This is a genomic window from Micromonospora sp. NPDC092111, assembly GCF_044755745.1.
Lineage (GTDB): Bacteria > Actinomycetota > Actinomycetes > Mycobacteriales > Micromonosporaceae > Micromonospora.
Genome location: NZ_JBIVRQ010000010.1, coordinates 96894 through 115392, shown reverse-complemented (window position 1 = coordinate 115392; position 18499 = coordinate 96894). Strand labels below are relative to the sequence as shown.

Below are 18499 nucleotides of genomic sequence, written 5' to 3'. Positions count from 1 at the left end.
CGCGCCGCATGACCGCCCTGTCCGGGGACCGGTCACCGTCACCGGCCGGAGCAGGCGCAGGACGGATGCGGGGCCCAGACCCGACGCCGGAACCGGCCGGCCGCGTCGATCTCCACCGCGCAGCCGAGCGTCTCCGGGGTGCCGCCGTCGAGGTGGGTCAGCGCCTCCGCCACCGCGTACCCGGCGGCGGCGAGCAGGGTCGCGGTACCGCAGGACTGGTCGACCGGACCGGCGGCGAGCTGGGCGGCCAGCCCGGGCCAGCCCGGGTCGCGGTCGGTGCGGTGCAGGTCGAGACAGTGCAGGCAGGGGCCGACCGGCGGCCGGACCAGGGGGCCGACCACCGGCACCCCCTCCCGGACGGCGAGCAGCAGGTGCGGCTGGCGACGGCGGGCGTAGCCGGCGGCGAGCAGCGCCGCCGGCCGGTCCGCGCCCAGGTGCACCACCAGTTCCACCCGGCTCCGCCCGCCGGAACGGCCGCGGGTACCCGGAGCGGCGCGCTCGATCACGGCCCGGACCGCGTCGGCCAGCGGACTCCCGACGTCGGTCGCGGCCAGTCCGGTGCCGACCAGGTCGGCCGGCTGCACCGGGCCGGGCAGGTCGGCGGCCACGTGACCGACCCCGGCCTGGGCCAGCGCGACGGCGACCGGTGCGCCGAGCCGGCCCGACCCGGTGACCACCACCCGCGCCGCGCGCCGCCGACGGAGCACCTGGGCCGGGGTGCCGGGCAGCACCGGCGCGGCCAGGGACAACGCCCCGGCCTCCGCGGCGAGCCGGGCCCGCTCCGGGCCGGTCAGCTCGCGGGGCAGCAGGGTGTGCGCGGGTACGACCAGCCCGGCGGCGCGCAGCGCGTCCATCAGCCCGCGGGCCTCGCCCGGGTCGAGCTGCGCCTCCGCCGCGTCGGCGAGGACGAGACGTTCGCTACGGCTGCCGTCGAGCAGGTCGAGCAGCCGGATGGCGCGCGGGTTGGCCACCTCCAGCAGGACGGCCCGGCCCGGGGTCAGGCCGAGTTGCAGGGTGTGCCGGTCGCGCCAGAGTCGGGTCAGACCGGGCAGCAGGGTGGGCCGGGACAGCGCCGCGCGGGACGGCGCGGGTTGGGGTGGTGCGGCGTGGGCTGGCGCTGAGCGGTACGGCGCGGGTTGGGGTGGCGCGGGTTGGGGTGGTGCGGCGTGGGCTGGGGCTGAGCGGTACGGCGCGGGTTGGGGTGGCGTTGAGTGGGGTGGCGCGGGTGGGGTCGGCGGCGCTGCGTGGGACGGGATTGTGCGGGGCGGCGCTGCGTGGGACGGGGTTGTGCGGGGCGGGGTGGCATGGGGCGGGGTTGTGCGGGGCGGGGTGGCATGGGGTGGCGCTGGGCGGCACCGGGTGGGGTGGGGCCCTGGGTGTTGGGACAGGCTCATGACGACGAATCGTGACCGAGTCCGTGCTGTCCGTCGATCGTTGTCCACAGGTGCGCAGCGCTGCGTCCAGCGTTGTCCACAGGCTTTGGTGGGATATCCACAACTCGGCGGTAACCCTGTCAGGCACCCGACAGTCGGCCGGGATGGATGGCCCCCGGCCCCCGGCGCCCGGCGCCCGGCCCCCGGCCCCCGGCGCCCGGCCCCCGGCCCCCGGCATCCGGCCCCCGGCCCCCGGCATCCGGCCCCCGGCATCCGGGGCACCCGGATGCCGGGCACCCGGTGGCAGGCCGGTCGACCTCGTCGCCTGGCGTCCAGGCCGGGGCGGGAGGGCGGCCGGAACAGGGACGTTCGGAACGGAACGTTCGGAACGGTACGGAGCGGCCGGTACGGGGCGGCCGGTACAGGGCGGCCGGTACGGGGCGGGCCGGTACGGGGCGGGGTGGTACGGGGCGGGGTGGTACGGGGCGGGGTGGCCGGGGGCGGGCCGGAACGGGGCGGGGGAGGGGCGGCCAGTCGGCCACCCCTCCCCCGCGGCACCCGAACGGGTCAGACCTTGGCCTTGCCCAGGATGCGGTTCACTGTTGTGCCGCACACCGGACACTTGCCCTTGGCCATGTTCATCCCGGTCTTCGAGACCTCGACGTGCCCCTCGAAGTCCCGCTTCTCCTTGCACTTCACGCAGTAACCGTTGTAGGTCTGGGCCTGGTCGGCCACGGTAGCCCTCCTCGTCTCGTCCGCCGGGCACGCCGGCCCGGCGGGTCTCCCGGCGGCGGGCCACGCGGGGCGCCGGCGCTGGGTCTTTCTCCGTGGTCACCCACGTGACCACTGGTTGGCGGACCCTACCCAGCTCTGGGCGGTTCCATGTCAGCTGTGCATCGACACTGTGAGCAAGTCGACGTCGAGAGTGTGCATGCCGAAATAGGCGGGATAAGTGAGTTTGCCGGGGACACGCCGGGCAAAGCCCCGCAGAGGGTCCCCCGGACGGGGGTGCGGCGACGCAGCCCGGGGCGATCACCTACCGTGGAGGCGATGGTGGGGTACGGCCGTCCGGGCGGCCACGAAGGGTGACGAGGGTCGGCCGTCATGGTCACCCGCAGTTTTTTTCGGGACTCCTCGCGACCAACCACCATTTTCCGGGCGCGTGTCGGGGTGTTGACCCTTGCGGACCCCTGGTCAGTACGCATTAGCTTTCCTTCGTGGCAGGAAACCACGGCTGCGCGGCCCACTGATGGCAGGGGCGCGGAAGCCGGTCGTCGAGGTACGGCGCAGCCAGCGCCGGCGACGTACGGTGTCCGCCTACCGCGACGGTGAACGGGTCGTGGTGCTCATCCCGGACCAGTTCTCCCGGGCCGAGGAGAGCGAGTGGGTCGACCGGATGCTCGCCCGGCTCGCCGCCCGCGAGGGTCGGCTGGCCCGCAACGACACCGAACTGCTCGACCGGGCACTCCGCCTGATCAACCTGTACCTGGCCGACCAGGGCGGCGACGCCATGCCGGCCAGCGTCCGTTGGGTCACCAACCAGAACGGCCGGTGGGGTTCCTGCACCCCCGCCGACCGGACCATCCGCATCTCGCACCGGCTCCAGGACATGCCCGACTGGGTGCTCGACTACGTGCTGCTGCACGAGTTGGCGCACCTCATCGTGCCGAGCCACAACGCCCGCTTCTGGGCCCTCGTCGGCCGGTACGCCAAGACCGAACGGGCTCGCGGCTACCTGGAGGGCGTCGCCTCCGCCTCCGCCGTCCCCGTCCCCGGCTGACCCCGCCGTCCCCGCCTGCGGCTGAGTCCGCCGTCCCCGGCTGACTCCGTCGTCTGTGTCCCTGGCCGCCTCCGCTGTCCCTGTCCCGGCTGACCCTGCCGTCCCGTCCCCGGCTGACTCCGCCGCAAAGCGGGTGACCGGCAGACCGGTGCAGTTCGCGAACAGCACGCCACCGGGCGTGGGCCAATGCTTGTGATCGACTCCGTTTCACGGATGTGGCGGTGTCGACGGGCCCTGGACACCGCCACATCGCCGAAGCGGAGTCGATCACCGCCCGTCGCCCGTCGCCCGTCGCCCGTCGCCCGTTGCCCGTGCCCGTCGCCCGTCGCCCGGCCCCATTGCCGTCGCCCGTAGTCCCTAGCCCGGCCCTGTCGCCCGAGCTCGGGCCCAGGGCTCGGCGACCAGAACTCGGCGACCAGAACTCGGCGACCGGGGCTCGGCGACCGGGGCTCGGCGACCGGGGCTTGGCGACCGGGGCTTGGCGACCGGGGCTCGGCGACCGGGGCTTGGCGGCTGAAGGGCCGGGGCTGGGCGGGTGGGGTGGGGCGCGCACTAGGGTCGGGGGATGGCCCGACGTGTGGTGGTGGCGTTGCTCGGTCCGGTGGCCTGGTCGCCACCCGGGATCGACCTGAAGGACTGGCGCACCGCGCTGGCCGAGGACCTGGTGGACCTGCTCGCCACCCTCGCCGAGGTGGAGACGGCGGTCGCGGTGACCCCGGCGGACCGCTGGCTCGCCGACGCGGTGGTCTGGCCGGGCACCGTCGTGCACCAGGTGGCCGAACCCACCATTACGGCGGTACTGGCCGCCCTCGACGGGTACGACCAGGCGGCCGTGGTCGCCGCCGACGCCCCGGACCTGCCCGGGCTCACCCTCGGCAAGCTGCTCCGGCCGCTGACCAGCCGGCCCGTCGCCGTCGCTCCCGTCGAGGGCGGCGGCCCCGGGCTGCTCGGCGTGGCGTCGCGGTTGCCCGTACCCGACTGGTTGCCGGCGGTGGACCTGGACAGCGCGGGGCCGGCGGATCTCCGGCGGGCGGCCCCGGCCCCGGCCGAGGTGGCGGTCACGCCCGGCTGGCACCGGCTGCGCGGCCCGGCCGATCTGGCCGCCCTCGACCCGGCCGTCGAAGGCTGGGAGGCGACCCGAGCCCTGCTCACCGGCCGGCCTGTCTGACCGGTTCACCGACCGCTGCGCCGCCGCCCGCGCCCCGGGCCGGGGCATCGGCCGCACCCGGTCGCCACCCACCACCCACCCGCCGGCCCGGTAGGCGCGGTGTCCACCCCGGCCGGGTGCTGACCGCTCCACCTGACCGAGCCGTGCCGGATCACCAAGGTGCCCGGTCGGCGTCGCCGAGGTGCCCCGCCCGGAAAACCAAGGTGCCCGACCGGGCGTCGCCAAGGTGCCCGACCGGGCGTGGCGACGGTCAGGACCGGCCGGTGTCCCCGTCGGTGTCGTCGGGGCGGGGCCCGCTGCCCGGGGCCTGCTCCTCGGGGCCGCCGGGCGCGGTGAAGTCGAAGTTCGCCAACTCGTCGTCGAGATCCGCCGAGGTGGTCGCGAACGCCACCGGGTCGGCGAAGTCCTCGTCCGAGGGGAGCAGGTCGGGGTGGCCCCAGACCGCGTCCCGGCCGGCGATGCCCCGGTGCTCGGTCAGCGCCGCCCAGAGCGCCGACGCCTCGCGCAGCCGACGCGGGCGCAGCTCCAGCCCGACCAGGGCGGCGAACGTCTGCTCGGCGGGCCCGCCGGCGGCCCGGCGGCGGCGGAACGCCTCGCCGAGGCGGACCACGTTGGGCAGCCGGTCGGCGGCGGCGTTGTCCACCACGTGGCAGACCCAGCCCTCGACCAGCGCGAGCACGGTCTCCAGCCGGGCCAGGGACGCCTTCTGCGCCGGCGTGTCCTCCGGCGTGAAGATCCCCTCCAGGGCGATCGCCTGCATCGACTCCGGGTCGGTCGGGTCGACCCGGCCCATCGCCTCCTCGATCGCCTCCCGGTTGACCCGGATGCCGGACGCGTAGTTCTCCACCGCAGTCAGCACGTGGCCGCGCAGCCACGGGACGTGCTCGAAGAGCCGCTGGTGGGCCGCCTCGCGCAGGGCGACGTAGAGGCGTACCTCGTCCTCGGGCAGCTCCAGGCCCTCGCCGTACACCCGGATGTTGGCCGGGATCAGCGCGGCGGTGCCGGCCGGGCCGAGCGGCAGGCCGATGTCACCGGCGGAGAGCACCTCGGCGGCGAGCTGACCGAGGGCCTGGCCGAGCTGGCCGCCGAAGAGCGCCCCGCCCAGCGTGGCGACCATCGACTGCATCGGGCCGAGCTGGGCGCGCGCCTCCGGCGGCACCAGGTCGCCCATCGCGCCGACCATCCGGCTGGCCACCGGGTCGCAGAGCTTGCGCCAGACGTCCAGCGTCTTGTAGATCCACTCGTTCCGGTTCCAGGCCACCGAGGTGCGGATACCGGTCGGCCAGGCCGACACCGGCTCCAGCCAGAGGTCGGCCAGCCGCAGCGCCTCCTCCACGGCGTGCCGCTCGTACGGGGACGCCATGGGGTCACCCGTGGCCGCGAGCTGACTGGCGGCCACCTGCCGGGCCAGGTCCCAGTTGACCGGCCCGCTGCCCGGCGCGGAGAGCAGGTGCTGCAACTGCGACATGAACTGCTGCATCTGCGCGGGATCGTTGGGGTCTGGTGGTTGCCCACCCGGGAGCGCGAAACCGAACGGAATATCAGGCACGACGTCTACGGTACGCGCGCCGCGCCCCAGGTAGCCGCCGCTGGCGTTGCGCTGAGGGCGAAGTCCGCCGCAGCCCGCCGGAGCCGGCCCCGGCGGTCGGTACGCTCTGCCGCATGAGACGTCGTGGCGTGACCGTCCTCCTCGGTGCTCTGCTGACCACCCTGCTCAGCATCGGCGTGCTCGGCGCGCCCATCCCGTACGTGGTGCTCGGCCCCGGGCCGACGGTGAACACCCTCGGCACCTCGGACGGCAGGGAGGTCATCCAGGTCACCGGCCGGGCGACGTCCACCTCCGCCGGCCAGCTCCGGATGACGACGGTCGGCGTGCAGCCGACGGTGAAGCTGCGCGCGGCGATCGTCGGCTGGCTGTCGAAGGACGAGGCGGTGGTGCCGCGCGAGCTGGTCTACCCGCCGGGGGAGAGCCAGGAGGAGGTGGAGAAGCGCAACGCCGAGGACTTCCAGAACTCGCAGAGCAGCGCCGAGACCGCCGCGCTGACCAAGCTCGGCTACCCGGTCGAGGTGGTGGCCAAGGAGGTGGCCGCAGACGGGCCGGCGGCCGGCGCGCTGAAGGCCGGCGACGTGATCACCACGGTCGACGGGGCCAGGGTGACCTCCGCGACCAGGCTGGTCGAGCTGGTCCGGGGCAAGCCCGCCGGCACCGCGCTGGCGATCGGGTACGTCCGGGACGGCGCCCCCGGCACTGCCACCGTGACCAGCCGGGAGCAGGACGGCCGGCCGCGCATCGGGTTGGTGCCCGACCAGCGGCAGCCGCACCCGTTCACCCTGAAGATCGACCTGACCGACATCGGCGGCCCGAGCGCCGGGCTGATGTTCGCCCTCGGCATCATCGACAAGCTCAAGCCGGAGGACCTCACCGGCGGGAAGGTCATCGCCGGTACCGGCACCATCGACGACGAGGGCCGGGTCGGCCCGATCGGCGGCATCGCGCAAAAGCTGGTCGGTGCCAAGAAGGCCGGCGCGAAGGTGTTCCTGGTCCCCGCCGACAACTGTGCCGAGGCGGTCCGCAACCCGCAGCCCGGCCTGCCCATGCTCAAGGTCGGCTCGCTCGACGAGGCATTGACCGCGTTGGACACGCTGCGCGCCGGGGGACAGCCGACCCGCTGCTGAGGCCGGGTCCGCGGCGGCAGCGCCGGGCAGCCCGGCGTGACCTGACCCGACACGTTCAGGAACACCCCGTACTCTGGGTGCCTGTCCGGAGCCGATCACATCGAGCGTGCGGAGCCAAACAGTGGTCATGCGTAGCAGCCCCCTGCCGAGGATGAGCCGGCGCGGACGCGTCACCATCGGGGTCCTGGTCGGGGTGTTCGTGCTCTTCACCCTGCTCGGCTGGGGCGTCCAGGCGTGGACCGACTGGCTCTGGTTCGACGAGGTGCGGTACACCCAGGTCTTCTCGGGCGTGCTGGTCACCCGGCTGGTGCTCTTCCTCGCCGTCGGGCTCGGCCTGGCCGCGTTCGTCGGCGGGAACCTCTGGCTGGCGCACCGGCTGCGGCCGAAGCTGCGCCCGCACTCGCTGGAGCAGGCCACCCTGGAGCGGTACCGGATGCTGCTCAGCCCCCGGATCGGCACCTGGATCAGCCTGACCGCCGCCGTGCTCGGCCTCTTCGCCGGGCTCTCCGCGCAGGGCCGGTGGAGCCAGTGGCTGCTCTTCCGCAACGGCGGCGACTTCGGCGTCAAGGACCCGGAGTTCGGGGTGGACGTCGGGTTCTACGTCTTCCAGCTCCCGTTCTGGCGCTACCTGCTCGGGGTGGGCTTCACCGCCGTGGTGCTCGCCCTGCTCGGCGCCCTGGCCGTGCACTACATCTTCGGCGGGGTGCGGTTGCAGGGCGTCGGCGATCGGATGACCAACGCCGCGCGGGCCCACCTCAGCACCCTGGTCGCGGTCTTCGTGCTGCTCAAGGCGGTCGCGTACGTGCTGGACCGGCGGGCCATGCTGCTGGAGTACAACGAGGGCGCCAAGCTGTACGGCGCCGGCTACGCCGACGTCAACGCGTTGCTGCCGGCCAAGGAGATCCTGGCGTACATCTCGGTGGTGGTGGCCATCGCCATCATCGTCTTCTCCAACGCGGTGATGCGGAACCTGGTCTGGCCGGGCATCTCGCTGGCCCTGCTCGGTGTCTCCGCCGTCGCGATCGGCGGCATCTACCCGTGGGCGGTGCAGACCTTCGAGGTCAAGCCGAGCGCCCGGGACAAGGAGGCCCCGTACATCCAGCGCAGCATCGACGCGACCCGCGCCGCGTTCGGCCTCACCACGGTGCAGACCGAGGCGTACGCGGCGAGCAACCTGGTGCCACCGGCCAGCCTGGCCACCGACACCGCGGTGGTGCCGAACGTCCGGCTGCTCGACCCGCAACTGGTCTCCGAGACGTACACCCAGCTCCAGCAGGTCCGGGGTTTCTACGACTTCGGCCCCAAGCTGGACATCGACCGGTACTCGGTGGAGAACAAGACCTCCGACTACGTGGTCGGCGTCCGTGAGATCAACTACGGCGAGCTGACCGACCAGCAGAACAACTGGATCAACCGGCACACCGTCTACACTCACGGTTACGGCCTGGTCGCGGCCCCGGCCAACCAGGTGGTCTGCGGCGGGCAGCCGTACTTCGTCTCCGGCTTCCTCGGCGAGAAGGCGCAGGAGGCGTGCTCCTCGCAGGCCGAGCAGATCCCGGCCAGCCAGCCGCGGATCTACTACGGCGAGCGGATGCAGGCCGACGACTACGCCATCGTCGGGCAGGCCGAGGAGGGCAAGAACGCCGAGTTCGACCGGCCCACCCCGACCACCGGTGGCGAGCAGTACTACACCTACACCGGTGCGGGCGGCGTCGAGATCGGCTCGTTCACCCGACGGCTGCTCTACTCGATCAAGGAGCAGGAGTCGAACTTCCTGCTCTCCGAGGCGGTCAACGACAACTCCAAGCTGCTGTACGTGCGCAACCCCCGGGACCGGGTGGAGAAGGTCGCCCCGTTCCTCACCCTGGACGGCGACCCGTACCCGGCGGTGGTGGGCGGCCGGGTCCAGTGGATCATCGACGGCTACACCACGTCGGCGACCTACCCGTACGCCGAGCGGATCAACCTCCAGCAGGAGACCACCGACGAGCTGACCAACCGGGGCACCTTCCAGCTCGCCCGGGAGAACGTCAACTACATGCGCAACTCGGTGAAGGCCACCGTCGACGCGTACGACGGCACGGTCCGGCTCTACGAGTTCGACGACGGCGACCCGGTGCTCAAGGCGTGGAACAAGGCGTTCGGCGGTGACCTGGTGCTGCCGAAGACCGCCATCCCGGCGGACCTGGCCGCGCACTTCCGCTACCCGGCCGACATGTTCAAGGTGCAGCGCAACCTGCTCACCAAGTTCCACGTGACCAACCCGGGCGACTTCTACTCCGGTCAGGACTTCTGGCAGGTCCCGAACGTGCCGGACGCGCCGGACAGCGGGCAGAAGCAGCCGCCGTACTACCTGTTCACCCAGTTCCCCGGCCAGGACGCGCCGCGCTTCCAGCTCACCTCGGCGGTCACCCCGAACGGGCGGCAGAACCTCGCCGCGCTGATCTCCGGGTCGTACGTCGACGGACGGCCGAAGCTGGAGGTGCTGGAGCTGCCGGACCAGACCCGGATCTCCGGGCCGGTGCAGGTGCACCAGCAGATGACCAACAACGCCACCATCCGGACCGAGCTGAACCTGCTCTCCTCCAACCAGGCCCAGGTGCAGTACGGCAACCTGCTGTCGCTGCCGTTCGGCGACGGGATGCTCTACGTCGAGCCGGTCTACGTCAAGAGCAACCAGCAGGACGCGTACCCGCTGTTGCAGAAGGTGCTCCTGTCGTACGGCGACGGCGGCTCGTACGTGGTGCTGGCCAACAACGTCACCGACGGCATCAAGCAGCTCGTCGAGCAGGGCAAGCGGGCCGGGCAGGGCACCACCACCCCGCCGCCGCCGTCCACCCCCACCCCACCGCCGTCCGGTGCGGACAACCCGCCGCCGCTCACCGGTGAGCTGGCCGCCGCCGCGCAGCGGGTGCAGACGGCGATCACCGAGGTCAAGGCCGCGCAGACGTCCGGTGACTTCGAGCGGTACGGCCGGGCGCTCAAGGCGCTGGACGAGGCGATCACCGCGTTCCAGCAGGCCCAGCAGGGTGCCACGCCGGGTGCCCCGACGCCCAGCGGCAGCCCGTCCGGCACGCCGTCGCCCACCCCGACCGGCTGACCCGCCGCGCGGGGACCGACCCGTCGACAGCGCCCACGATCCGTACGGGTCGTGGGCGCTGTCGTTTCTCCGACCTCATCCGGCAGCGGCTGCTCAGCGGTGCCGGCGACGCGTCGGTGCTGCCGGGTACCCCGTCGGCACCGGGCGATCCGTCCGATGAGGACCGGTGCCGGCCGGTCCGCGCGGGCCGCCCCGGGCCCGTTTTGCAGGTCCGGGGGTCGGTGCGCTACGGTTAGCGGGCCGACGCGGGGTGGAGCAGCTCGGTAGCTCGCTGGGCTCATAACCCAGAGGTCGCAGGTTCAAATCCTGTCCCCGCTACCACGGAAGTGCAAGCAGAAGCCCGGTCCCAGATCATGGGGTCGGGCTTCTGCTTGTTACCCGGCCTGGTCCGTCGGTGTCGGCGCTACCCCGCGAGCGCCGGTCCGAGGCGCGTCAGGTTGCCGAGGCCGTACCGGGGCCACCACCGACTGCGGCGGGCGGGCGGTGGGGCGGGTGCAGCCCGAGGTGTCCACGGCGGTGGAGGGCCGGCCGGGCCGCAAGCCGCTCAGCGGCGGTGCGCCACCGCCGCTGAGCTGGGCGTACGCCGGATCGGGGACCCCGCTGATCTCCCCGGCGAGGATGGGTTAGGCTTATGGGGCCGACGCGGGGTGGAGCAGCTCGGTAGCTCGCTGGGCTCATAACCCAGAGGTCGCAGGTTCAAATCCTGTCCCCGCTACTGCACGAAAGGCCCCGGAGTTCGCTCCGGGGCCTTTCTCCGTTACCGGACCCATTGGCCGTACCCGGCCGGTCCCGGCGTCCGGCGTGCCGGAGTTGCCTCCCTCGGTCAGGATGGGGGCATGTCTACTGGGAACAAGTGGTGGGGCCGGCTGAGCACGGTCCTCGGTGCGGTGGTGCTCTCGGTCTTCGTGCCGGTCGCCGCCTGGGCGTCCACCGGCACCGGCGAGCTGGTGGTGGAGGCCGCCCGCCGGCGGTCGAGGGGCGGCGGATTCGGCGTCATCGGGCTGCTCTGCTGCCTGGTGGTCGTCGGTGGCATCGTCCTGCTGGTGGTTCTCCTGACCCGCAACCGGCGCAACCGTCCGCCCCGCTGACCGGTCAGCGGGCCAGGGCGGCCTGCGCCTGGGCCATGAACTGCGAGGTCGCCGCCCGTGCCCCGGAGCGTCCCGAGCGGATGCTCCGGGCCGCCTCGGCGAGCAGGGTACGCACCTCGGCGTGCCCCTTAGGCGGCGGCGCGGGCGCCGGCCCGACCTGCTGGTGCAGCGCCTCGCCGAGGGCGGCGACGCGCTCGGCCAGCGGGTCGTCGAGCGTCTGGGTGACCGCCTGCCGCACGGTGAGACTGGCCGCCAGCCCCCGCTCGGTGCCGAGCAGTCGGCCCACGTCCACGCTCGTGGTCAGGAAGTTGACCACGTTGGCGACCACCCCCGGGTGGCGGGTGCCGTGGAATCCCGACCAGTACATCGAGGCCCGGTCCCACTGGGCGGCCCGGGGGCCGGGCAGGCCGACCAGGGCCAGCTCGTCGTCGGAGTAGCGCTGGAGCTCGGGGAACTGGTGCGACCAGGCGAACGAGGCGGCCGTGTGCCCGGTGACCACCAGTTGCTTCGCCGGGTCACCGCCGTCGGCCCGGTCGACCAGGGCGGCGGCCGGGGTGGCCCGCTCGCTGCGCGCCCGCTCCCAGAACTCGAACCAGTCCAGCAGCGCCGCGGAGCTGAAGCCCAACTGCCGGCCCTGGTAGAACTTGGTGCCCAGCCCGCGTAGCCAGAGCCAGAGCGCCCGGTGGTCCCCGGACGGGTCCATCGTTCCGGCGACCCGACCGCCGCTGGCCCGGGTCACCCGGGCGGCCCAGCTCAGGTAGTCCGACCAGGTCATCCCGGTCTCCGGCTCGGCGACGTCGAGCTGGCGGAGCAGGTCCCGGTTGTAGACCACCGCCGCGTGGGTCTGCGCGGCCGGGACGCCGTAGATACGGCCGTCGACCCTGCTGTAGTCCACCAGGCCCGGCGGCAGGGTGCCGAGGTTGATCCGGCCGTCGTCGACGAATCCGCCCAGGTCGAGGGCGATGCCCCGCTGGGCGTACTCGGTGAGCATCGAGTCGTCGACCTGGAACAGGTCGGGCACGTTGCCGCCGCCGGCCTGGGTGGCGAGCCGGTCGTAGTAGCCGCCCAGCCCCTGCCAGGTCACCCGGAACGTGACCAGCGGATTGCGGGCCGAATAGAGCCGCAGCGCCCGTTCGGTGGCCTCCGCCCGACGGGTGCCGCCGTACCAGAAGACCGACAGCTCGACCGGGCCGTCCCGCACCGGTGCCGCCTCCTCGACGCCGCACCCGCTGAGCACACCGGTGGCGAGCACCGGCAGACCGAGGAGGGCGCCGAGCAGCCGCCGCCGGGCCGGATCGGCACCGGACCGGGCGAGCGGGGAACGGACAACGGACAACGGGTGCTCCTGGGACAGGTGGTGCGGCAGCCGGACCATTCACGCAGGCCGCGCCGCCGGGTGTCAACGGCCGGTCGGCCGGCCGGACGCCGGCCGCCCGGGTGGGCGCACCGGCCGTCCCGGCGCGCGTGGTGTACTAGGGCGCGTGGAACTTCTGCACTCGGGCAAGGTCCGGGACGTCTACGCCGACGGCGACGACCTGATCCTGGTCGCCTCCGACCGGATCTCCGTCTACGACGTGGTGCTGCCGACGCCGATCCCGGACAAGGGCCGGCTGCTCACCGCCCTCTCGCTCTGGTGGTTCGAGCAACTCGCCGACCTGGTGCCGCACCACGTGATCTCGGCCACCGAGGTGCCCGCCGAGTTCGCCGGCCGGGCCCTGCGCTGCCGCCGGCTGGACATGGTGCCGGTCGAGTGCGTCGCCCGTGGCTACCTCACCGGCGGCGGCCTCAAGGAGTACGAGCACACCGGCGCGGTCTCCGGCGTACCGCTGCCGCGCGGCCTGGTCGAGGCGTCGATCCTGCCGGAGCCGATCTTCACCCCGTCGACCAAGGCGCCGGTCGGTGAGCACGACGAGCCGATCACCTTCGCCGCCGTGGTGGACAAGGTGGGCGCGGAGACCGCCGAGCGGTTGCGCCAGATCACCATCGACGTCTACCGGCGCGGCGCCGAACTCGCCGCCGACCGGGGCATCCTGGTCGCCGACACCAAGATCGAGCTGGGCTGGGCGCCGGACGGCACCCTGGTCCTCGGCGACGAGGTGCTCACCTCTGACTCGTCCCGTTACTGGCCCGCCGAGTCGTACCAGCCGGGCCGTACCCAGTTCTCCTACGACAAGCAGTACGTCCGGGACTGGGCGACCAGCAGCGGCTGGGACAAGCGGGCACCCGCACCCGAGATTCCGGCCGACGTGGTCGGGGCCACCCGGGCCCGCTACGTCGACGTCTACGAGCGGCTGACCGGCCGGCGCTGGTCCTGACCCGCCGGCCCCGGCCGGCCCGGGTGGGCCGGCCGGGCACCGTCAGTTGCCGCCGAGCGCGGTCTTCGGCTCGGCCCGGTACGAACGGTCCTCCGCCTGCTTGCCGAGGACCCCGCCGCCCGGGGTCTCCACGCTGAACGCCTGCTCGTCCGTGACGATCTCGTGCTCGTCCCGCCGCTCGTCCCGGTCGTCCCGCTTCGCGGCGCTGGTCCGCCGAGGGGCCAGTTCCGGCGGCACGGTCTGACCACCACGCGCCGGCCGCGACGCCGGGCTGGCGGACGGCCGACCCCGCAGCGCGCTCGGCACCTCCTCCAGCCGGGACACCCGGGCCCCGCTGGGCGGCACGGCCGGCGCGTCCAGCACCGGCGCGGTCGCCTCCGGCTGGCCGTCCCCCAGCCACTCGCTGCCCGGAGCCGTGGCCCGGCCGGCGCCGTCCCGGCCGCGCCGGCTCGAACGTGCCGGACCGGTCGGTGGGACACCCGCGCCCGTGGCCGGGCTGCCCAGGACCGGCGGGCTGGTCCCCGGCCGGGTCGGCGTGGACGAACCGGTGACCCGCTCACCGGTGGGGAGGCCACCGGTGGACCGCCGGCCCTCCGGACGGCGGCTCTGCAGGACCGGTGGACTGGTGCTGCTGGCGCTGCGGCCGAACGGCTCCGTGCCACCCGTACCCGGGCGACCCGGTGCGCCGCGACCCGTGGCCGACCCGGTCTCGGTGCCGGGCGCGCCCGGCCGCCGCGCCGCCGACGACGGCGGGGCACCGGTCGCCGGGGTGCCGCCGGTGCCGCGTGCACCGCTCGGTGGCGCGGCGGTCGAGGACGAGCCGGGACCGCGCAGCGCCTTCGGTGGGGCCGCCCGGCCGCCGGCCGGCGGTGGGGTGGCGTTCGCGCCGGGTGACCGCAGCGACGCCTGCGGCGGCTCGGTGACGGCCGGCGCCCCGGCACCGCCCCGCAGGACCCCGCTGCGCAGGCCGCCGCGCTCACCGCCGGTGAGCCCGTCCAACCCGGGTGGGCGGACCAGTCCGGCGCGGCCACCGCTGAGTTGGTTGGCTCCCGCGTTGGCCAGGCCGGGCGCGCCCGTGCCCAACCCGGGCGGGGGCGCGACCATCGGCGGTGCCACCACCGGTGGCGGTGCCACCGTGGGGCCCTGGTTGCCCCCGTTAGCGGGCGCCGGGGCACCGCTCTCCGCGCCCGGCGGCGGCCTCAGGGTGGCCAGCACCTGCTGCTCCAACTGCTTCGGGTCGGTCGGCGCGATCCGGGGCACCGCGCGGACCGATACCTGCTGCGCCGTGTTCGGCCCGGTGCCCGGAGGGCGTACGCCGGGGGGCCGCACGCCCGGCGGCGCGCCGACCGGACCCCGCCAGGGCGGGTGACCGACCGGGTTGAGCACCGCGTCCATCGGGAAGAACGGCGGCCCGTGCCCGCCGCTGACCTTGTTCAACGTGTCGAAGTACTCGCCGGCCGTGCGGTGGGCCAGCTCCTGCGCCCGGCGGTTGTACTCCTTCTGCTTCTCCTGCACCGCCTCGGCCTCGGACGCCTGGATGCCCTTCTCGCCGTCGTACAGGCCCAGGGTGAAGCCCTGCTTGAAGCCCTCGGAGAACTGCGTCCAACCGTCGGCGTTCTTGGCGTCGTCGATCGCGTTCTGGTACTCCGTCCAGAGGGTCTCCATCTCGGACCGGGAGTCGCGCGCGATGCCGACCATCGCCCGCAGCGCGGCGACGTTGTTCAGCGTGGCGTCCATCCACTCGTCGAGGTACGCCAGGGTCTTGCCCGGCCCGGCCTGCAGGAACGCGTCGCGGGCCTGGGGTGACTTCCAGGTCTCGTCGTGCAGGGTCTGGCTGGCGGTCCGGAGCTGCTGGTGGATGCTCTGCAGCAGGTTGTAGGCGTTCTGCCACTGGTCGGCCAGCGCCGAGATGTCCTCCGGGTGCTGGGCCAGCACCTGCTGCCGGACCGTCTCGATGCTGGCCCCGCCCTCGTCGGTCGGGGCCGGGGTGAACTTCAGGTTCGGATTCTCCGGCGGCATGACGTACCGGGTGCCCTCACCGCGCGGGCCGCCGGACGAGTAGGTCGCACGGGCACCCCAGTAGTCGGCCATGGTGGTCTCCTCCCTGGCTCAGATGCCGTAGTCGTGCCGCTTGATCTCGTCCAGCGCCTGTTTGGTGGGGGAGTTGGTGAGCTCGCTCGTCTCCACCCCGGCGGTGTCCTCCCCGATGTGCAGTTCCTGGGTCACGTTGCCCTTGCCGTCCGTCGTGGTGAGCGTCCGCGTCCCGTCGGCGTGCTGCTCGTCGACCTTCTTCGAGGTCGGTTGGCCGTCGGCGTCGAGCTGCTCGCTGGTCACCGTACGGCCGCCGTCGGAGCCGTACGAGGTGGTCTCCCGGCTGCCGCCGGTGCGCTTGCCGTCGCCGTCGGTGGTCGTGGTGGTGACCACCGTCGAGTTGCCGCTGATGACCGTGGCCGACCGGCTGGAGCTGCTGCTGAGCACCTTGCCGTTGGCGTCGGTCGTGGTGGTGACCGTCACCGTGCCCGCGCCGCCCGGCAGGGTCCGCTGGGTGATGGTCCGGACGACACCGTTCGGCCCGATGGCGGTGAAGGTCATGCTGCCGTCGGGGTTGACCGTCGGCTGGCCCTGGTCGACGAACTGTTCGGGGGTGGGGGCGGTGTTGTTCTGCCCGCTCGACATCGCCTCGAAGTACTGGTCCCACCAGGTCTTGCCGGAGATGAAGGGGGGCAGCCCCGGTGGGCGGGGTGCGTTTGCCTCGCCGAAGGCGAACCGGACCGCGTCCAGCGAGGCCGCCGACCAGCCGTCGGTGGACGAGTAGGCGTCCGCCACCGTCTGCGCGGCCATGCCGATGTTGGTCAGCGCCGTGCCCAGGTGGGTGAGGTACTGCTGGAACTCGCCGTAGTTCAGGGTCATCTGACCCCGGATGTACGTCCCCTCCGGCAGCGCGTTGCCGTCCCAGGCGCTCTGCGGCAACTGGCCGAGCTGGCTCAGCCGGCCGCCGTGGCTCTGCAGGTTTTCCTGGATGGTCACCATGTTCTTGCCGTAGTCGACCAGGCCGTCGAGATCGACGTCGACCGGCTTCTGGTCGGCCAGCCAGTCCGTCCGGGTGTTCTGGCTGGTCTCCTGCTGGTACGGATTGCCGCTGCCAGCGGTGCCGTCGTCGTCCGCCACCGACCCTCCCCCTGGTCCGGCGGGCCCCCGCCCGAGTGTCTCCACGAATCGACCCGAGCGTAACCGCTGCGGCCAAGCCGCGGGAACCGGTGCGACCGGCCACGGAGCGCACGATGGACCACTTCGGACGAAGTGAGGTGGCCCGATTCGACCGGGGACGCTACGGTCGGAATCGGCCGTCACGGCCATCACATCAAGGGGACGCTTCCCTGACCGGGGGGCGCAAGCAGAGGAGCGGGTGAGTCCACCTTGACCAACACCCCTGGACTGGGCCAGGTTCACGCCACCCAGGAACAGCTGAACGCGATGGCGCAGCGCTGCAACGAGACCGGTGAGGGTCTGGCGCAGGGCATGGCACAGCTCATCGAGCGGGTGCAGACCCTGGGCGGCGGCGGCATGCGGGGCTCGGCGAACAACGCGCTGCAGGACGTCTCGGTGCAGCTCAACGACGGGTTGCGGAAGATCATCTCCGCGCTCGACGAGCTGTCCGGCAAGATGACCAGCGCCGCGACGCAGTACGGCATGAACGACGAGGACGCCGCGACCGAGATCCGGAACGCCGCCGCCGAGACCGGCGACGCCAGCGTGATGAGCATCCTGCGCGGCTGACGCCGCCGCGACCAGCGAAAGGTGACATTCCAGTGAGTAGTCCCATCACCTACAACTTCGGTCAGATCTCGGACGTGGCGACCGCGATCGGCACCTACCAGGGCCAGATGGACGGCAGCCTCCAGGACCTGTACACCCAGTTCACCCAGCTCTTCGCGGCGGACTGGCAGGGTTCGGCGGGCCAGGCGTGCGACGAGGCCCGGCAGAAGTGGAACCAGGGCGCCACCGAGATCAAGGAGGCGCTGTCCCGGGTCGGCCTGAAGCTCGGCGCCTCGGCGGAGCGGATGCAGCAGGTCGACCAGCAGATCGCCGCCGGCATGTGACGGCCCGGTCCGGCGTGTCCACCAGCGGTGGGGACGCCGGACCGGCCCGTACCGCCGGGATGGTGCCGGGCGGGGGCACCCGGAGTCGTACCGCCCCGCTACGCTGCCGTGCAGCGACCTTGGGGGAGGGGCGATGGAGGAACGGCCGAACTTCGGCGCGCTGACCGCCATGATCGGTGACCTCAAGAAGGCCTGGTCCGGTATGGACGAGGTGCAGCGCCGCATGCTCCGGGTGACCGGCACGGCCTGGTCGGACGACCGCACCGTCAAGGCGGTGGTGGGTCCCCGGGGCCATCTGCTGGAGCTCGACATCGATCCCCGGGTCTTCCGCAACCCCAACTCCAAGGCCCTCGCCGCCACCATCGTGGCGACCGTCCGCCTCGCCGTCGAGGACGCGGCCGAGCAGTCGAAGGAGATCCTCGACGGCAGCCTCGCGCCCGACCTGCGGCGGATGGCACCCGGCGGGGCGCAGTTGGAGAAGCTGCTGCACAGCCACGACGCCGACGTGCGCCTGAAGGGGGACGACGATGAGTAACTTCGTCGAGATCAAGTCGAGCGTCGCCGACATCCTCGGCATCGCCAACCGGCTGCGCGTCAACGGGCAGTCGTTGTCCGCCACGATGGACGGCAAGCTCGGTGCGGTCAGCGGCATGGAGTCCGCGCCGGGGACGCTGCCGCGCGACGAGTTCACCGAGGAGTTCCTCAAGACGTACCACAAGTCGGTCGAGGTGGCCGGCGGCGGTGGGCAGCAGATGAACGAGGCCATCAAGGACACCGTGCCCAAGCTCGGGGTGGCGATGGACCAGCTCGGCAAGTACGTCGCCGACGCGATGTGGAGCTACACCGGCACCGACGACGACAACGCCACCGACATCGACCGGGCCGGTGGCCGGCACTGA

17 protein-coding genes and 2 tRNA genes are annotated in these 18499 nt (G+C 73.1%); 13 read left to right on the top strand and 6 right to left on the bottom strand.

Going from position 1 to position 18499, the window contains the following annotated elements:
* Positions 1 to 38: 38 nt before the first annotated feature.
* On the bottom strand, positions 39 to 1070 hold the full coding sequence (locus ACIQG9_RS20070) for a hypothetical protein (protein WP_400404640.1): 1032 nt from the start codon (positions 1068 to 1070) through the stop codon (positions 39 to 41).
* An 870-nt stretch (positions 1071 to 1940) separates the two neighbouring features.
* Positions 1941 to 2108, bottom strand: a complete 168-nt coding sequence (locus ACIQG9_RS20065) for a DUF5679 domain-containing protein (protein ID WP_007464795.1) — start codon at positions 2106 to 2108, stop codon at positions 1941 to 1943.
* Between the two features lie 514 nt (positions 2109 to 2622).
* Here ACIQG9_RS20065 and ACIQG9_RS20060 point away from each other — a divergent pair.
* Complete coding sequence (locus ACIQG9_RS20060; protein WP_400404423.1) at positions 2623 to 3153, top strand: M48 family metallopeptidase; 531 nt, start codon at positions 2623 to 2625, stop codon at positions 3151 to 3153.
* A 565-nt stretch (positions 3154 to 3718) separates the two neighbouring features.
* The gene (locus tag ACIQG9_RS20055) at positions 3719 to 4321 is read left to right on the top strand and encodes a hypothetical protein (RefSeq protein ID WP_400404420.1); all 603 of its coding nucleotides are present in this window, start codon (positions 3719 to 3721) and stop codon (positions 4319 to 4321) included.
* A 250-nt stretch (positions 4322 to 4571) separates the two neighbouring features.
* Here ACIQG9_RS20055 and ACIQG9_RS20050 read toward each other — a convergent pair whose 3' ends face one another.
* A complete protein-coding gene (locus tag ACIQG9_RS20050) occupies positions 4572 to 5870 on the bottom strand; it encodes a zinc-dependent metalloprotease (RefSeq protein ID WP_400404417.1) in 1299 nt (432 codons plus the stop codon).
* 113 nt (positions 5871 to 5983) lie between these two features.
* Between ACIQG9_RS20050 and ACIQG9_RS20045 the strand changes: the two genes are divergently transcribed.
* The 6 genes from ACIQG9_RS20045 (at position 5984) to ACIQG9_RS20020 (ending at position 11185) form a co-directional block, all read left to right on the top strand.
* Complete coding sequence (locus tag ACIQG9_RS20045; protein WP_400404416.1) at positions 5984 to 6997, top strand: PDZ domain-containing protein; 1014 nt, start codon at positions 5984 to 5986, stop codon at positions 6995 to 6997.
* Between the two features lie 127 nt (positions 6998 to 7124).
* Positions 7125 to 10097 (top strand): UPF0182 family protein, encoded by a 2973-nt coding sequence (locus tag ACIQG9_RS20040; protein WP_400404414.1) that lies wholly within the window; start codon positions 7125 to 7127, stop codon positions 10095 to 10097.
* 244 nt (positions 10098 to 10341) lie between these two features.
* A tRNA-Met gene (locus ACIQG9_RS20035) sits at positions 10342 to 10418 on the top strand.
* Between the two features lie 171 nt (positions 10419 to 10589).
* Positions 10590 to 10724, top strand: coding sequence for a hypothetical protein (locus tag ACIQG9_RS20030; protein WP_400404412.1), 135 nt, complete (start codon positions 10590 to 10592; stop codon positions 10722 to 10724).
* Between the two features lie 14 nt (positions 10725 to 10738).
* A tRNA-Met gene (locus ACIQG9_RS20025) sits at positions 10739 to 10812 on the top strand.
* Positions 10813 to 10933: 121 nt separating this feature from the next.
* The gene (locus ACIQG9_RS20020; RefSeq protein WP_400404411.1) at positions 10934 to 11185 is read left to right on the top strand and encodes a hypothetical protein; all 252 of its coding nucleotides are present in this window, start codon (positions 10934 to 10936) and stop codon (positions 11183 to 11185) included.
* 4 nt (positions 11186 to 11189) lie between these two features.
* Here ACIQG9_RS20020 and ACIQG9_RS20015 read toward each other — a convergent pair whose 3' ends face one another.
* Positions 11190 to 12521, bottom strand: coding sequence for an ABC transporter substrate-binding protein (locus tag ACIQG9_RS20015; protein ID WP_400404408.1), 1332 nt, complete (start codon positions 12519 to 12521; stop codon positions 11190 to 11192).
* Between the two features lie 145 nt (positions 12522 to 12666).
* Between ACIQG9_RS20015 and ACIQG9_RS20010 the strand changes: the two genes are divergently transcribed.
* Positions 12667 to 13500: a phosphoribosylaminoimidazolesuccinocarboxamide synthase gene (locus ACIQG9_RS20010; RefSeq protein ID WP_400404405.1), complete on the top strand. Its 834-nt coding sequence runs from the start codon at positions 12667 to 12669 to the stop codon at positions 13498 to 13500.
* A 42-nt stretch (positions 13501 to 13542) separates the two neighbouring features.
* On the opposite strand, the gene ACIQG9_RS20005 is transcribed toward ACIQG9_RS20010, so the two are convergent.
* A complete protein-coding gene (locus ACIQG9_RS20005) occupies positions 13543 to 15591 on the bottom strand; it encodes a hypothetical protein (RefSeq protein ID WP_400404403.1) in 2049 nt (682 codons plus the stop codon).
* An 18-nt stretch (positions 15592 to 15609) separates the two neighbouring features.
* Positions 15610 to 16668, bottom strand: a complete 1059-nt coding sequence (locus ACIQG9_RS20000; protein ID WP_400404400.1) for a WXG100 family type VII secretion target — start codon at positions 16666 to 16668, stop codon at positions 15610 to 15612.
* Positions 16669 to 16917: 249 nt separating this feature from the next.
* Between ACIQG9_RS20000 and ACIQG9_RS19995 the strand changes: the two genes are divergently transcribed.
* The 4 genes from ACIQG9_RS19995 (at position 16918) to ACIQG9_RS19980 (ending at position 18499) form a co-directional block, all read left to right on the top strand.
* A complete protein-coding gene (locus ACIQG9_RS19995; RefSeq protein WP_400404398.1) occupies positions 16918 to 17277 on the top strand; it encodes a WXG100 family type VII secretion target in 360 nt (119 codons plus the stop codon).
* A gap of 32 nt (positions 17278 to 17309) precedes the next feature.
* Positions 17310 to 17600, top strand: a complete 291-nt coding sequence (locus ACIQG9_RS19990) for a WXG100 family type VII secretion target (RefSeq protein WP_400404396.1) — start codon at positions 17310 to 17312, stop codon at positions 17598 to 17600.
* 133 nt (positions 17601 to 17733) lie between these two features.
* The gene (locus ACIQG9_RS19985) at positions 17734 to 18135 is read left to right on the top strand and encodes a YbaB/EbfC family nucleoid-associated protein (RefSeq protein ID WP_400404395.1); all 402 of its coding nucleotides are present in this window, start codon (positions 17734 to 17736) and stop codon (positions 18133 to 18135) included.
* Positions 18128 to 18499, top strand: a complete 372-nt coding sequence (locus ACIQG9_RS19980) for a hypothetical protein (protein ID WP_400404393.1) — start codon at positions 18128 to 18130, stop codon at positions 18497 to 18499. Before ACIQG9_RS19985 ends, ACIQG9_RS19980 begins: the two co-directional genes overlap by 8 nt.

Coding starts and splice junctions, on each gene's coding strand:
- ACIQG9_RS20005 (WP_400404403.1), bottom strand. CDS start 15,591: ATGGCCGACTACTGGGGTGCCCGTGCGACCTACTCGTCCGGCGGCCCG.
- ACIQG9_RS20020 (WP_400404411.1), top strand. CDS start 10,934: ATGTCTACTGGGAACAAGTGGTGGGGCCGGCTGAGCACGGTCCTCGGT.
- ACIQG9_RS20040 (WP_400404414.1), top strand. CDS start 7,125: ATGCGTAGCAGCCCCCTGCCGAGGATGAGCCGGCGCGGACGCGTCACC.
- ACIQG9_RS19985 (WP_400404395.1), top strand. CDS start 17,734: ATGGAGGAACGGCCGAACTTCGGCGCGCTGACCGCCATGATCGGTGAC.
- ACIQG9_RS20045 (WP_400404416.1), top strand. CDS start 5,984: ATGAGACGTCGTGGCGTGACCGTCCTCCTCGGTGCTCTGCTGACCACC.
- ACIQG9_RS20055 (WP_400404420.1), top strand. CDS start 3,719: ATGGCCCGACGTGTGGTGGTGGCGTTGCTCGGTCCGGTGGCCTGGTCG.
- ACIQG9_RS19980 (WP_400404393.1), top strand. CDS start 18,128: ATGAGTAACTTCGTCGAGATCAAGTCGAGCGTCGCCGACATCCTCGGC.
- ACIQG9_RS20060 (WP_400404423.1), top strand. CDS start 2,623: ATGGCAGGGGCGCGGAAGCCGGTCGTCGAGGTACGGCGCAGCCAGCGC.